Raw genomic sequence first — 15083 nt, forward strand, 5'->3', positions numbered from 1 at the left:
CAAGGATGTGGACCCATGAGCAGTGCCCCCGACCCACGAGCCGCGCAGGTGGCCGCCGAGCTCACCGGCCCCGGTGGACCGTTCGAGCTGTCCACCGAGACGGTGCTCGGCGCCCCGCTCGCCGTCCGGCGCCAGCGGCACCGCTCACTGCGCGAACTGCTCGACCACTCACAGTCCTGGGGTGAACGCGATTACCTGGTCACCGCCGACCGGCGTATCTCGTTCACCGAGCATGCCGCCGACGCCCAGGCGCTGGCCCGCGCGCTGGACGGCAGGTACGGCATCGGCCGCGGCGACCGGATCGGCATCCTGGCCGCCAACGGCCCCGAATGGGTGATCGCCTTCTGGGCGGCGCAATGCCTGGGCGCGGTCGCGGTCGCGTACAACGCGTGGTGGGCCGCACCGGAGGTCGAATTCGGTATCCGGCACACCGAACCGGGGGTCGTCGTCGCCGACGACCCCCGTGCCGCCCTCGCCGCGGGCCACGGAGTGCCCGTGCTCACCACCGCGGACCTGCCCCGGCTGATCGCCGACCATCGGGGCCCGGCCCCGGTGATACCGGTCGATGAGGACGATCCGGCCGTCGTCCTCTACACCAGCGGAACCACCGGCCGCCCCAAAGGAGTGGTACACACCCACCGCAACCTCATCGCGATCGCCGACTACCACCGCTACACCGACGCGCTCGGCGCGGCACTGGCCGGCCGCGCGCACCGCGAGCCGAGCGATAAGCGCTTCCTGCTCACCTCTCCCCTGTTCCATATCGCCAGCCTGCACAATCTGGTCGTCCCCCGGCTCGCGACAGGTGCGGCGGTGATCGTGCACACCGGCGCTTTCGCGGCCGACCAGGTGCTGTCGCTGATGGCGCGGGAGCGCGTGACCAACTGGGGCGCCGTGCCGACCCTGGCCGCCCGGCTGCTGGAACACGATCCGGCCGGTTACGACCTGTCGGCACTCACCGCGCTGTCCCTCAACGCCGCCCCTTCCTCACCGGCCTTCCAGCAGCGACTGCGCGCCCGGCTGCCCGGCACCGGAATCGCCCTCACCACCAGTTACGGCCTCACCGAGAGCGGCACCGCCGCCACCGTCGCGACACCCGCCGAACTCGCCGCCGACCCGGAGACCGTCGGGCGCCCGATTCTCGGTGTCTCCGTGGAGATCCGCGATCCCGCCGGAACTCCGGTGGCGCAGGGCACCGAAGGCGAGATCTGGGTGCGCAGCCCGTACGTCATGCTCGGCTACTGGCGGGACGAGGCGGCCACCGCCGCGGCGATCGACGGCGAACGCTGGTTACGAACGGGTGATTTCGGGACTCTGGCCGACGGCCGGCTCCGAATGGCCGGGCGCCGTACCGATCTGATCCTGCGTGGCGGAGAGAACGTGTACCCCACCGAGATCGAGAACGTCCTCGACGAACATCCCGCAGTCCGGGAATCGGCGGTCGTCGGTGTGCCCGACGACGATCTGGGACAGCGGGTCGCGGCGGTGGTGGTGACCGATGATGCGGACACCCTCGACGCCGGCGAACTGCGCGCGTTCGTCGCCGAACGGCTGGCGTACTTCAAGGTCCCCGAACGCTGGACGCTCACCGCGACACCACTGCCGCGCAACGCAACCGGAAAGGTGTTGCGCCGCGAAATCACGCCATGAGCACCGGTTCCGGCCGCTCCTCGCCCCACTTTCGGTCTTTCCTCGTTATTGTTGCTCGACAGAGGGCGCGGCGGGCGAGGATCGTGGTCGGCGGGCCGCGCCGGGCGCGAGGGAAAGGGATGACATGGCAGGCAAACGCACCGTCCTCACGGCGGGCCTGCGCCGGCTCTCGGTGCTGCTGTTGGAGATGCGCGACGACGCGAAGCTGAGCAAGGAGGACGTCAGCGCGCGCACCGGCATCAATGTGACCACGTTGTACCGCATCGAGACCGCTCAGGCCCGGCCTCAGCGCCGCACCCTGATGACCATGCTGGACCTCTACGACGTCGAGGAGGCACGGCGTCAGGAGGCGCTGGAGCTGCTGTCGGACGCGCAGAAACCCGGGATGTCGCGGCCTTACGAGGCCAGTCTGTCGGAGGTGTACGCCGCGTACATCAATTTCGAATCGGTGGCGTTGTCCGCCCGGCACTATCAGACCTCCTTCATCCCCGGCCTGTTGCAGACCGAGCAGTACGCCATGGCTGTGATCGATACGTGCATGCCGAAATTGGAGGCGTCGGATCTGGAGCGGCGCGCCCGCGCCCGGATGGACCGGGCGGCGGTACTGGCCAAGGACGAGCCGCTGGAACTGTGGGTGGTACTCGACGAGGCCGCGATCCGCCGGATGGTCGGGGGCCCGGAGGTCATGAGCGGTCAGCTGCGCCGGCTGGGTGAGGCGACGAAACGCAAGAATGTGATCCTGCAGATCCTGCCCTTCGACGCGGGGGCGCACCCGGGCATGGCCGGGTCCTTCACAATTCTCGACTTCCCCGATCCGACCGATCCCGAGCTGGTCTATGTCGAGGGCATCTCCGGAGACGCCCTCGTCGAAGGACATACCGAGATCCGGCGATTCGGTGTCATGTTCGACCAATTGCGGGCGATGGCCCTGAGTCCCCGCGATTCCGCGGTCGTGATCGCGGAATCGGCCGCGGCAGCCGAAGCTCTGGCCTGACCTTGTGAACAGCCCGTGAACGAGGAGTCCGGGCCACACCGAGTGGGTACCCAGATCGGAACTGTCCGATTCAGGGCTCGCACAGCCACTGCGGAGCTGAGGGGTTCTCTTGGCAGACATCACCGACCGGACCGATCCGGCACCGCAACCGGAGTTGAAACGGGTCATGGGCCCGTGGCTGCTGTTGCTGTTCATCGTCGGCGATATTCTCGGTACCGGCATCTACGCACTCACCGGCCGGGTGGCCGGGGAGGTCGGCGGGGCGGTGTGGATCCCGTTCCTGGTCGCCTTCGCGGTCGCGATGGTCACCGGGCTCAGCTATCTGGAACTGGTCACCAAATATCCGCAGGCCGCCGGCGCCGCCCTCTACACCCATAAGGCGTTCGGGATCCATTTCGTCACCTTCATGGTGACGTTCGCGGTGATGAGTTCCGGTATCACCTCCGCCGCGACCGCGGCCAAGGCCTTCGCGGCGAATTTCGCCGAAGCCTTCGAATTCGACGGGGAGGGGCCACTGCTCACCGTGATCGCGCTGGCCTTCATGGCGGCGGCCGCCGCGATCAACCTGCGCGGCGTGGGGAGAGCGTCAAAGCCAATGTCCTGCTCACCTGTGTGGAACTGTCCGGTCTGCTGATCGTGGTGTGCATCGGCCTCTGGGCGCTGGGATTCGGCAACGGCGACTTCGGCCGGGTCATCGAATTCGACACCGGCGACCGCACCGCGTTCGGCGGCGTCATCGCGGCGACCACACTGGCCTTCTACGCCATGGTCGGCTTCGAGGACTCGGTGAACATGGCCGAGGAGACCAAAGAGCCCAACAGGATCTTCCCCAGGATCCTGCTCACCGGGCTGCTCATCACCGGGGTGATCTATGTGCTGGTCTCGATCACCGCGGTGGCGCTGGTTCCACCGGACGAACTCGCCGAGGGCGATACCCCGCTGCTGCAGGTGGTGAAGATCGGGGCACCCGGGTTCCCCACCCAGCTCTTCGCCTTCATCACGATGTTCGCGGTGGCCAATTCGGCCCTCATCAATATGCTGATGGCCAGCCGGCTGCTGTACGGCATGGCCAAGCACAAAGTGGTCCCCCGGGTGCTGGGCCGGGTGGACCGGCGCCGGCGTACCCCCTATATCGCGATCCTGTTCACCACCCTGCTGGCCTTCGGCCTGCTCACCTTCGTCGACCAGGTGCCCGAGCTCGGTGGCACCACCGCACTGCTGCTGCTCGTGGTGTTCACCATCGTCAACATCGCGGTTCTCGTGCTCCGGCGCGACCGGGTGGCGCACGAGCACTTCCGCACCCCGACACCGCTGCCCGTACTCGGCGCGGTGTGCTGTGCGTATCTGGCCACACCCTTCACCGACCGCAATCCCCAGCAGTACGCCATCGCCGGGGTCCTGCTGGTCGTCGGCGTCGTGCTCTGGGCGTTCACCGCGCTGTGGAACACACAGCACAATGTCCGGCCGGTGGGCCCGGGGGTCGATATCTGACCACCTGCCGCGTCTTCCGCCCAGGTCGCCGGTTTCCCAGCGATGCGCGCGAATTCGCGGAAGTGACGAGTCGACGCGCGATCGGTAACGTATTCGCCGATGACAAGCATGGACGCCAGGTTCGGCGATGCGGCTGGGTCGGTGCCCCTGCCCAGCCCGTGGGACCTCAACGCCTACCTCGCCGAGGTGGCCGCGCACCGGAAGCGGCCGATCTCATTGCAGCCGGCCCACCGGTCGGCGCTGGCCGATCTGGGCTGCAACGGCAACGGCCTCTGGATCGCCCGTAAGAACGACGACATCATCGTCTACGATGCGTCGGCCTCCGGCCGCAACGCCGACCACATCGTGCTGCACGCGGTCGGCCATATGCTGCTGGGGCACGGCGGCCCGGGTGCCGAGGACCCCGATACCACCCGTATCTCGCTGGGTGCGCTGAACGCCTCACTGCTCGACGCTCTCGCCACGATCGCCCCCGGGTCGATCACGCAGATTCTGGGCCGCGACGATTTCGGCCCCGACCGGGAACGCGAGGCCGGGGTCTACGCCGAAATGACCATGGTTTACGCGGCGCTGCCCCGGCGCCGCACCCGCTCCTTCTGGCCGTTCGGCCGCCGCCGCAACAAGTAGCGACAGATCCGGCGCGCGGATCGGGCACGAGTGCGGCGGGGGCCGGCCGAGGGTCTACGCTTGTGGGCCGTGGCCGAACCGCAGACACCTGCCCCGCATCCCGCTATCGCCCCGCTGGCCGGTTTGCTCGGCACCTGGCGCGGTCGCGGCCAGGGCGACTACCCGACGATCGAACCCTTCGGTTATCTGGAGGAGATCACCTTCGGGCATCTGGGTCGGCCGTTCCTGACCTACCGGCAGCGCACCCGGCACGCCGACGACAACCGTCCACTCCATGTGGAGGCCGGATATCTGCGCTGCCCCGGCCCCGACCGGGTGGAACTCATCCTCTCCCATCCCACCGGGATCACCGAGATCTGCGAGGGAAAACTCACGCTCGGCGACGACGAACTGCGCCTGGAGCTGGAGTCGACCGCGATCGGTCTGAGTAGCACGGCCAAATCGGTGACCGCCCTCAGCCGGACCGTTCACATGCACGGCGGCGTCATCGACTACACCCTGCAGATGGGTGCGGTCGGACTGCCGTTACAGGATCACCTCGCGGCAAGTCTGCGCAAAATCTGAATGGAACGTAACGAGTGGATCACGGATAATGTGGCCCGGGTCACGATTTGCTCGTCATCGATTCAATCCACCTTCCCGTCTTGTCTCGGTGGGTATCCCCCGCTTAGGTTGGCTGGAGCAGCAAATCATCAGAAAACTCTTCCGCAGAGCCCGGTCGCCAGCAGCACTCCGAGCTCGCTGTCTGTCGAACCTCTGAATCGGAGGGAGCCGGAAATGAAGCGTTCCGCCGTTGCTTTCATCACTGCCGGATTGATCCTGGGGGGTGCCGGGGTCGTCGAGATCCTGGGAACCGATACCGCTTCGTCCGCACCGGTCGCCGACCGGACCGTATCGGTTGTCGCGCCCGCCCGGGTCAGCGATTCGGTGACCACCGATACTCGCATCACCGATATCGGTCACCGTTACGCGACCGCGTCGGAAACCGGGTCCGCCGGACAGTAACGGGCCGCGGGTAACGACCGGTATCAGTACCCCGGGGGCAGCACCGCCAGCATATCCCGCGTCACCGCCACCGCGTTATCCGAACTTCCGCCTCTGACCAGCAGCGTCGCAAAGGCGATATCGCCCCGGTACCCGACGAACCAGGAATGCGAACCTCCCTCCACTTCCGCTTCGCCGGTCTTGCCGAACACCTCCCCCTGATCGGCGATCCGGTCCGCGGTGCCCGCGACGACCACCTGCCGCATCATCGCCCGCAACCCGCGCACCACCTCCGGTGCGAGGGCCGGACGCGAACCGTCGACCACCGTCTCCCGACCCGCGATCAAGTAGGGCGTCGGCGCCGAACCCGAGGCGACAGCCGCGGCCAGGAGGGCCATGCCGAAAGGACTCACCACCACCCGTCCCTGGCCGATCCCGTCCTCGGTGCGCTGGGTGCGGTCGTCGGCCGCGGGCACCGATCCGGAAAAGGTCGGCAGGCCCGCCACCGTGTAATCCGGTCCGATACCGAAAGACGCCGCGCTGTCGGTGAGAGCGGATTCCGGCAATTTACTGGCCAATCGGGCGAACGAGGTATTGCACGACCGCGCGTACGCGGTCGTCATGGGTACGTCGCCGACGGAGAATCCGTTGTAGTTCGGAATCATCCGCTCGCCGATGGTGACCGCGCTAGGACAGGAGACGACGGTATCCGGTGTCGCGATACCCTCGCTCATCGCGGCGGCCGCGGTCACCGTTTTGAACACCGACCCGGGCGGGTACTGGCCGATGGTGGCCACCGGCCCGTCCCGGTCGGCGGCCGCGTTCTGCGCCACCGCGAGGATGCCGCCGGTCGAGGGCTCGATCACCACCATCATGGCCTGTTCCCGGCGGCCGTCGACCGCACGCTGGGCCGCGTTCTGGATGCGGCGGTCCACACTCAGCGCAAAGGACGGCGCCGGTTGCGCCGCCACCTCGTGCAGCACTCCGGTCTCGGCACCGCCGGCATTGCGGGCCACCACCCGCCAACCCGACCGGCCGTCGACATCGTCGATCACAGCCTGCCGGACCTGGGTCATCAGATCGGGGGCGAATTTCCGGTCGGTGGGCGCCATATCCCACTCCTGGGTCACGCGCACGCCCGGGAGCCCGATCAGCTGGGGGCCGGCCCGGCCGAACTCGACCTCGTTGAGCACGATCACCGTGTACACGCCGTCGGCGGCGCGCGCGGAATCCAGGATCCGCTCCGGGGTGAGCCGGTCGTCGATTTCGGCCAGGGCCCGGGACAGCGCCGTCGCCACCCGCTGCGGGTCGGCGCTGTCGGCGGCATCGAAGGTCACCCGCGAGACGGTGCCCGGAACCAGGACATCGCTACCGGACTGTTCGTTGACCCGGGCCCGCGGCGCGGGCTGTATCGACAACGCCATGGTCTGGGTATCGCCGAGGCGCGGATGCACGGCCGCGCCGCTCCAGCGCACCGTCCAGGCACCGCCGGCGCGCACCATCGGTAACTGCCCCGAATAGGTCCAAATGCGACCGCCGGGCAGCCGCCATTCGTAGGTGTAGTCGACAGTGGCGGTGTCACCGGTGATGCGGGCGGCGCCGGTGTCGGCGTACAGCTCTTCGGCGCCCAATTCATCCCACGCCGAAGTCAGTGCGGCGAAAGCCTTTTCGGGCCGGGTGGTCCGATCGGCGGCCGCCTCGATATCACGCGCGGTGAACGCACCGAGAAAACCGTCCGCGGCGGTGATCGGCCCGGAGGAGCCCGCCGCACAACCGGTCACGGCGAATGCGAGCGCCGCGACCGCGATCACGAGTACCGATCGGATCGTCATCGGAGCCGATGGTAGGCGACCGGAGCCGGTGATCCACCTGCGGCACACCGGATCCGAACGGGATCAGTCGAGCAGGACCGTGGCGAATGTGGCGATCTGCCGGAAGCCGACCGCCCGATAGGCCCGCCGGGCCACTTCGTTGTAGTCGTTGACGTACAGGCTGGCGGTACGTCCCGAAGCGACGACCGAGTTGGCCACCGCCGCCGTACCCGCCGTGCCCAGGCCCTGCCCCCGGTGTTCCGGATGCACCCAGACGCCCTGGATCTGCCCGGTACGCCGGGACTGGGCCCCCACCTCCGCCTTGAACACGACCTCGCCGTCCTCGAACCGTGCCCAGGCCCGGCCGGCCTCGATCAGTCCGGCCACGCGGCGCCGATAGCCGCGGCCCCCGTCACCGGCCCGGGGATCGATCCCGACCTCTTCGATGAACATGGCGATCGCCGCCGCGAGATACCGGTCGATTTCTTCGGGACGGACTTGGCGCACCTGCGGGTCGGCGGCCGATACGGCGGTATCGGTGAGGGCCAGCAGCGGCTGCGCACCGCGCAGCTCTCGTTCCGGACCCCAATGGTCGGCGAGCATCTCCCACAGCGGCAGCGCGAGTTCCTGCCGGCCGACCACCGAGGAGCACATCCGGGGCCACCGGATGGCCCGGTCGGCGAAGGCGCGCAGCGCCTCACGGCCGCCGCGCAGCGGAATGAGATTCACTCCGGAGAAGCACAGTGATTCCGACGGGCCGCCGTGACTCCACAGCTCACCCTGGCCGCACCGGTTGTCCAGACCGTATTCCTGTAACCGGGCGGCGACCATGCAGGTGGCCACCGGGTCATCGTCGAGGACCCGGAGTACCTGGGCAAGGTCCCGCTTGGCGAGCTGACGCGCGGGAACATATTTCGCGCGCCGGGTCGGCTCCAGCAGACTCCGCACCTACAACAGCCTGCCATGAACCGCACCGCGACGGTACGAATATCCGGAAAGCGTCCGCGCGGCGCCGGCGGGGCGGGCAGCGCCGACCGGCTCGCCGCGCCGGCGAGCCGATGGCGCGGGGAACTCAGCCCACGCTGACGACCGGCTGACCGGTTTCGGCGTCCGCACCCATCTCCTCGGCGATCCGCATGGCCTCTTCGATGAGGGTCTCCACGATCTGCGCCTCGGGCACCGTTTTCACGACTTCACCCTTGACGAAGATCTGCCCCTTGCCGTTACCGGAGGCGACACCGAGATCGGCCTCCCGGGCCTCGCCCGGGCCGTTCACCACACAGCCCATGACCGCGACCCGCAGCGGCACCTCCAGGCCGTCCAGACCTGCGGTGACCTCGTCGGCCAGGGTGTACACATCCACCTGCGCGCGACCGCAGGAGGGACAGGACACGATCTCGAGTTTGCGGGGCCGCAGGTTCAGCGACTGCAGGATCTGCCCGCCGACCTTCACTTCCTCGGCCGGTGGTGCGGACAGCGAGACCCGGATGGTGTCGCCGATACCCTCGCTCAGCAGCGCGCCGAACGCGACCGCGGACTTCACGGTGCCCTGAAAAGCCGGACCCGCCTCGGTGACGCCGAGGTGCAGCGGGTAGTCGCACTGCGCGGCCAGCTGCCGGTACGCCTCGACCATCACCACCGGGTCGTTGTGCTTGACCGAGATCTTGATATCGCCGAACCCGTGCTCCTCGAACAGGCTCGCCTCCCACAGCGCCGACTCCACCAGCGCTTCCGGGGTGGCCTTGCCGTATTTGGCCATCATCCGCTTGTCGAGGGAACCGGCGTTCACCCCGATCCGGATCGGGATACCGGCGGCACCGGCCGCCTTGGCGACCTCCGCGACCCGCCCGTCGAACTCTTTGATGTTGCCGGGATTCACCCGCACCGCCGCGCAGCCCGCATCGATAGCGGCGAAGATGTAGCGCGGCTGGAAATGGATATCGGCGATCACCGGGATCTGCGATTTCTTCGCGATCGTGGGTAGCGCGTCGGCATCCTCCTGCCGCGGGCACGCCACCCGCACGATATCGCAGCCCGACGCGGTGAGCTCCGCGATCTGCTGCAATGTCGCGTTCACATCGTGCGTTTTGGTCGTCGTCATCGACTGCACCGAGATCGGGTGGTCACTGCCCACACCGACCCCACCCACCATCAACTGGCGGGTTTTGCGCCGCGGTGCGAGCACCGCGGCCGGTGCGGTCGGCATCCCCAATCCGATTGTGCTGGTCACTTTCGGCTGCCTACTTTCGTACTGGTCCGGCCGGTCGGTGCCGAGTCTAGTCTCGCCCCGGCGGGGAGCCGCCGAGACATGGACAACAGTCGCGACCGGCACCAGCACGTCACCTCGCCGTCACCCGCGGTACCTCGCGCGGTAGCGCGGCCTGCGGAGAACCGCGGATTACCGGGGCTTGCGGCGCAGCAGGATATCGCGGATCACGAGGACCGCCAGGGCGGCGGCGAATCCGACGAGGTAGAGATCCTCGACCTTGCCGTGGTGATTGCCCTTGAGCATGCCCAGCAGGATGATGATCACCACGACCGCGGCCACCTGGAACGTCCGGCGGGATTCCCCGCTCCAGCCCCAGGCCGCCGACGGAACCTCTGCGGGGTCCACCTTGGTGACGACAGCCTTGTCACTGGTGGGTTCGACTTCCGTGGCGGCCACGATCGCTCCTCCTCGAGAGAACGGATACTGCCCGATATCGTGGCATACGACCGCCCGTCGTAGCCAGCAGGGGCACGGTCGGTGACAATGGGCAGGTGTCAGATCTCCGCAGAGTCCTCCTGCTCGGCAGCACCGGTTCCATCGGCACCCAGGCGCTCGAGGTGATCGCCGCGAATCCGGACAGATTCGAAGTCGTCGGCCTGGCCGCGGGTGGTGGGAACACCGAATTGCTCGCCGCGCAGATGGCTGCCACCGGCACGACCGCCGTCGCCGTGGCCGACCCGGCCGCGGGAGCCGAACTGGGAGTCCCATTGACCGGCGCGGGCGCGGTGACCGAACTGGTCCGGCGCACCGAGGCCGACGTCGTACTCAACGCGCTGGTCGGATCCCTGGGCCTGGAGCCGACGCTGGCCGCGCTGGAAAGCGGAGCGACACTGGCGCTGGCGAACAAGGAGTCGCTGGTGGCGGGTGGATCGCTGGTCACCCGGGCGGCGCGTCCGGGCCAGCTGGTACCGGTCGATTCGGAGCATTCGGCGCTGGCCCAGTGTCTGCGCGGCGGACGGGCCGACGAGGTCGCCACCCTGGTTCTGACCGCGTCCGGTGGGCCGTTCCGCGGCTGGACCACCGAAATGCTGGACGGGGTGAACCCCGCCGAGGCGAAAACCCATCCGACCTGGTCCATGGGTCCGATGAACACCCTGAACTCGGCCTCCCTGGTCAACAAGGGCCTGGAACTGATCGAAACGCATCTGCTCTTCGGTATCCCCTACGACCGCATCGAAGTCACCGTGCATCCGCAATCGATCGTGCACTCCATGGTCACCTTCACCGACGGCTCCACCCTCGCCCAGGCCAGCCCGCCCGATATGAAGCTGCCGATCGCCCTGGCGCTGGGCTGGCCGGATCGCGTACCGGGGGCCGCTACACCGTGTGATTTCGGCACCGCCGCCACCTGGACCTTCGAACCCGTGGACAACGCCGTGTTCCCAGCCGTGGAATTGGCCCGGGAAGCCGGTACCGCGGGCGGCTGCGTCACCGCCGTGTACAACGCCGCCAACGAGGTCGCGGTGCGGGCCTTCCTGGACGGCCGGATCCGCTTCCCGGAGATCGTGCGCACCGTGGCGCAGGCGGTGCGCGACGCCGACCGGTGGCGTGCCGAACCCACCGAACTCGCCGAGGTACTCGCGGCCGACGAGTGGGCACGCGACCGTGCCCGTACCCTCGTACAGCGGTAACCGATGTCGCGGATGGTCGAGGCACCGCACGCGGGCGGTTACTGTGGACACGTGCTCGCGGCCGCTCCGGTCTCTGTGCGGGCCGCGAGTAATGATCTGCGCACCGCAGGAGGGCTGTAGACCACATGTTGTTCGTGTTGGGGTTCGTGCTGTTCGCCCTCGGCATCACGATTTCGATCGCGCTGCACGAATGCGGGCACATGTGGACCGCTCAGGCCACCGGCATGAAAGTGCGCCGGTACTTCATCGGATTCGGCCCGAAGATGTTCTCCTTCCGGCGCGGCGAAACCGAATACGGCGTCAAATGGCTGCCACTCGGTGGGTTCTGCGATATCGCCGGAATGACCGCGCTCGACGAACTGGAACCCGAAGAGGTCGACCGGGCCATGTACCGGCAGGCCACCTGGAAACGCCTCGTGGTGATGTCCGGCGGTATCGGGATGAATTTCCTGCTCGGCTTCCTCCTGATCGTCGTGCTGGCGGTCGGCTGGGGTCTGCCGAACCTCAACCAGCCGCCGGAGACCACGATCGGCGATATGAGCTGCGTCGCGCCGCAGCACCCCGACCGCACCCTCGGCACCTGTACCGGCCCCGGCCCCGCCCAGCGCGCCGGCCTCCAACGAGGCGATGTGGTCACCGCGATCAACGACGAGAGCGTGGACACCTGGGAGGAGTTCCAGACCCGCACCCAGCAGCAGAACGGACCGTTCACCTACACCGTCGACCGCGACGGGCAGACGCTGGCCCTCGAGGTCGTCCCGGAGCAGGCCATGCGCTACCCCCGGGACGGCGGCCCCGGCCGCGAAGTGAGCGTCGTCGGTGTCGGCCAGGAGTTCTACGAACCGGTCCAGTACAGCGTCCTCGGCGCGATTCCCGCGTCGGCCGCTTTCACCGGCGAGATGTTCATCCGCACCTTCCAGTCGCTGGCGCAGATGCCGGCCAAGGTGGCCTCGCTGTGGGATGCGGTCACCGGAGGCGAACGCGACCGGGAGACCCCGGTCAGTGTGTACGGCGCCAGCAAGATCGGTGGCGAAACCGCCGAACGCGGTTACTGGAACGCCTTCATCCTCATCCTGGCCAGCTTGAACTTCTTCCTGGGCGCGTTCAATATCCTGCCGCTGCTGCCGCTGGACGGTGGCCATATCGCGGTGGTGCTCTACGAGAAGATCCGCAACACCATCCGCGGTTGGAAGGGGCTGGCCCCCGGCGCCCCGGTGGACTACCTGAAACTGCTCCCGCTCACCTATGTCGCGGTCGTCGTCGGTGGCGCCTACATGCTGCTCACCCTCGCTGCCGACATCATCAATCCCATCCAGCTCTTTCCCTGATCGCGCACGGGTGACGACACGGCCGGCGAGGCGGCAACACGGTTCGTGACCCCTTCGCGGCACAGACCGGGTGCGGCTGCGAAACCCAGCGGGCCGACTCGTGGGTCGGATAATGCGGTGGGTAAGTAGGCGTCCGGCGACCTACAATGGGTGGATCGCGCAATGGGAGGGGAAAATCAATGCGCCACTTCATGTCTCGGTTCGCAATCATCACGTTCACCGCAGTCGCCGGGATACTGTCGGCCACGGGTTCGGCGGCCGCGGTCACACCGGAACAATGTGAATCCCATGGCGGATTCGTCGATATCGTGCTCGACCCGAACGAGCCTTCCCGAGCGGTCTGCACGTGCCGCAACGACCCGGTGTACGACGGGATGCAGGTATTCGGTCCCCATGTCACGTCGATCGGGGACGCGCCCTGGCCGGTGACCTGCGTCGGCCTGGAGGTCTAGGCTCACGCCATGACGAACGAACACGACGACTGTCGCGTAACGGTCGACGGGGTCGCCCCCGCTGTGGTCGTCCTGCTCCGGGAGGCGGCGGAGATCGCCGCCTCCCACGGTCGCCGTCGGATCGGATTAGACGATGTGCACGCTGCGCTGATCACCCATGACGACGTTGCGCCACTGTGGTGGCCACGCCCCGCCGGGGCTGATTACAGCCGCCGTCCGGGTAGCTCACGCATCATGTGCACCGGCTCGGACGGGCAGACGAGGCCACTGGACCACGGCATCCTGCACAGCGATCTACGAGGCGAGACCGAACCGTTGACCTTCGATCGGTACCGCGAGCTGATGCTGAACTGGGTGCCCGGGCCGACACCGGACGAACCGGGCCCGGCATCCCCGGCCACGGTCACCTACGAACTCGCCGGGCCCCACGCCGGCGACTTCCGGAGAATGATCGAACGGCGGTAGACGTATCGCGAGATCGCCCCCGGGCATCGCGATCGGGTGGGCCGAGACGGTCGTTTGCGGGAATCATTTCGACCGTTCGGAGGTGGTGAAGACCCGCACATATCTGCGGGCCACTTCCTAACGCGCTCTGGTGTCCTTGCCCTCGATGACATCCACAACGTATTCGGCGATCGCGAGCGAGGAGGTCGCCGCGGGTGACGGGGCGTTGCGAACAGCCGTCACCGGGCCGAGCCGGTCGATCCGGAAATCGTCGACGAGACTGCCGTCGGCATCGAGGGCCTGGGCCCGGACCCCGGTGCCGCCCCGCACCACATCCGCGGCACCGATGGCCGGAATGTAGCGCTGCGCCCTGCGCATGTACGCGGCCACCGACAGCGAGCCGTACATCTCCTCGATCCCGGTCCGCCAGTGCTGCCGCGCCATCCGGCGGAACCCCGGCCAGCGCACGGTCTCCGCGAGGTCGCGCATCGAGAAGTCCCCGCGCCGATAGCCTTCCCGGGCAAACGCGAGTACCGCGTTGGGGCCGACCTCCACCGTCCCGGAGACCCGCCGCGTGAAATGCACCCCCAGAAACGGGTACCGCGGATCCGGTACCGGATACACCAGCCCGCGCACCATATCCGCCTTCTCGGCGACCACATTCATGTATTCGCCGCGGAACGGCACGATCCGCGGGCCGGGGTCGGCGCCCGCCAGCCCGGCCACCGTATCGGCGTGCAAGCCCGCGCACACGATCACCCGATTCGCGCGTAGCACCTCGTCGCCCGTGGTGATGTCGATTCCTGTTGCGGCCGGGACGATCCCGTCCACCGCGGACGACAACCGCACCTCGCCACCGGATTCCATCAAATCCGCGGCGAAGGCTTCTGCGATCCGGCGGAAATCGGTGATGGCGGTCCGCGGCGAATACAGTGCCGCGATTCCCTCGGCGAACGGTTCGATATCGCCGATCTCCGCCCGGTCCACCCGTCTCAGCCCGGGGACCGCGTTGTCACCTGCCCGAGCCTGCAGGGCCTCGAGCCGGGGCATCTCGTCGTCGTCCACCGCGACGACGAGTTTGCCGCATTCGTCGTAGGGCAGGTTCCGTTCGGCGCAGTACTCGCGCAGCAGGGACCGCCCGCGGGCGCACAGCACCGCCTTCAAACTTCCGGGTTGATAGTAGATCCCGGCATGCACTACCCCGGAGTTGTGGCCGGTCTGGTGCGCCGCTACGCGATCTTCCTTCTCCAACACCACGATTCGGTCGTCGGGACGCCGACGGGCGAGTTCCCGCCCGATCGCCAGCCCCACGATCCCGGCCCCGACGATCGCGACGACCTGCTCACCCATGTATCGGTTCCCTTACATCATGTGCGGCTGTACCCGGTCCATTTCCGGCACC

The 15083-nt window shown here is 68.0% G+C and carries 14 protein-coding genes and 1 pseudogene; 10 read left to right on the forward strand and 5 right to left on the reverse strand.

All coding sequences use genetic code 11. The annotated features are described in order from the left end of the window. Positions 1-15 precede the first annotated feature (15 nt). The 6 genes and pseudogenes from AB0H42_RS07205 (at position 16) to AB0H42_RS07230 (ending at position 5767) form a co-directional block, all read left to right on the forward strand. Positions 16-1650 (forward strand): class I adenylate-forming enzyme family protein, encoded by a 1635-nt coding sequence (locus tag AB0H42_RS07205; protein ID WP_357051132.1) that lies wholly within the window; start codon positions 16-18, stop codon positions 1648-1650. A gap of 124 nt (positions 1651-1774) precedes the next feature. Then, positions 1775-2644, forward strand: a complete 870-nt coding sequence (locus AB0H42_RS07210; RefSeq protein ID WP_357051134.1) for a helix-turn-helix transcriptional regulator — start codon at positions 1775-1777, stop codon at positions 2642-2644. A gap of 166 nt (positions 2645-2810) precedes the next feature. Then, a pseudogene (locus AB0H42_RS07215) lies at positions 2811-4135 on the forward strand (APC family permease). 99 nt (positions 4136-4234) lie between these two features. Then, positions 4235-4762, forward strand: coding sequence for a hypothetical protein (locus tag AB0H42_RS07220; protein WP_357051137.1), 528 nt, complete (start codon positions 4235-4237; stop codon positions 4760-4762). A 69-nt stretch (positions 4763-4831) separates the two neighbouring features. Continuing rightward, on the forward strand, positions 4832-5326 hold the full coding sequence (locus tag AB0H42_RS07225) for a peroxynitrite isomerase (RefSeq protein ID WP_357051140.1): 495 nt from the start codon (positions 4832-4834) through the stop codon (positions 5324-5326). Positions 5327-5539: 213 nt separating this feature from the next. Beyond that, positions 5540-5767 carry a hypothetical protein gene (locus AB0H42_RS07230; RefSeq protein ID WP_030521757.1) on the forward strand — a complete coding sequence of 76 codons (228 nt, stop codon included), beginning with the start codon at positions 5540-5542 and terminating at the stop codon, positions 5765-5767. Between the two features lie 23 nt (positions 5768-5790). Here AB0H42_RS07230 and AB0H42_RS07235 read toward each other — a convergent pair whose 3' ends face one another. The 4 genes from AB0H42_RS07235 to AB0H42_RS07250 all read right to left on the reverse strand — a co-directional run bounded on the left by AB0H42_RS07235 (position 5791) and on the right by AB0H42_RS07250 (position 10222). Next, complete coding sequence (locus tag AB0H42_RS07235) at positions 5791-7578, reverse strand: penicillin-binding transpeptidase domain-containing protein (RefSeq protein ID WP_357051143.1); 1788 nt, start codon at positions 7576-7578, stop codon at positions 5791-5793. Between the two features lie 63 nt (positions 7579-7641). Next, a complete protein-coding gene (locus tag AB0H42_RS07240; protein WP_357051146.1) occupies positions 7642-8505 on the reverse strand; it encodes a GNAT family N-acetyltransferase in 864 nt (287 codons plus the stop codon). A 124-nt stretch (positions 8506-8629) separates the two neighbouring features. Beyond that, positions 8630-9787: a flavodoxin-dependent (E)-4-hydroxy-3-methylbut-2-enyl-diphosphate synthase gene (gene ispG, locus AB0H42_RS07245; protein ID WP_357051149.1), complete on the reverse strand. Its 1158-nt coding sequence runs from the start codon at positions 9785-9787 to the stop codon at positions 8630-8632. Between the two features lie 168 nt (positions 9788-9955). Next, positions 9956-10222: a DUF2631 domain-containing protein gene (locus AB0H42_RS07250; protein ID WP_357051152.1), complete on the reverse strand. Its 267-nt coding sequence runs from the start codon at positions 10220-10222 to the stop codon at positions 9956-9958. Positions 10223-10317: 95 nt separating this feature from the next. Between AB0H42_RS07250 and dxr the strand changes: the two genes are divergently transcribed. The 4 genes from dxr (at position 10318) to AB0H42_RS07270 (ending at position 13702) form a co-directional block, all read left to right on the forward strand. Beyond that, a complete protein-coding gene (gene dxr, locus AB0H42_RS07255; protein ID WP_357051155.1) occupies positions 10318-11457 on the forward strand; it encodes a 1-deoxy-D-xylulose-5-phosphate reductoisomerase in 1140 nt (379 codons plus the stop codon). Positions 11458-11582: 125 nt separating this feature from the next. Beyond that, positions 11583-12785 (forward strand): M50 family metallopeptidase, encoded by a 1203-nt coding sequence (locus AB0H42_RS07260; RefSeq protein ID WP_357051158.1) that lies wholly within the window; start codon positions 11583-11585, stop codon positions 12783-12785. Positions 12786-12976: 191 nt separating this feature from the next. Further along, a complete protein-coding gene (locus AB0H42_RS07265) occupies positions 12977-13237 on the forward strand; it encodes a hypothetical protein (protein ID WP_357051161.1) in 261 nt (86 codons plus the stop codon). A gap of 9 nt (positions 13238-13246) precedes the next feature. Continuing rightward, positions 13247-13702 carry a hypothetical protein gene (locus AB0H42_RS07270; RefSeq protein WP_357051164.1) on the forward strand — a complete coding sequence of 152 codons (456 nt, stop codon included), beginning with the start codon at positions 13247-13249 and terminating at the stop codon, positions 13700-13702. A gap of 117 nt (positions 13703-13819) precedes the next feature. Here AB0H42_RS07270 and lhgO read toward each other — a convergent pair whose 3' ends face one another. Beyond that, a complete protein-coding gene (gene lhgO / locus AB0H42_RS07275; RefSeq protein WP_357051167.1) occupies positions 13820-15031 on the reverse strand; it encodes an L-2-hydroxyglutarate oxidase in 1212 nt (403 codons plus the stop codon). Positions 15032-15083: the final 52 nt, after the last annotated feature.

It is taken from the genome of Nocardia sp. NPDC050799 (assembly GCF_040654015.1).
Taxonomy (GTDB): Bacteria; Actinomycetota; Actinomycetes; order Mycobacteriales; family Mycobacteriaceae; genus Nocardia.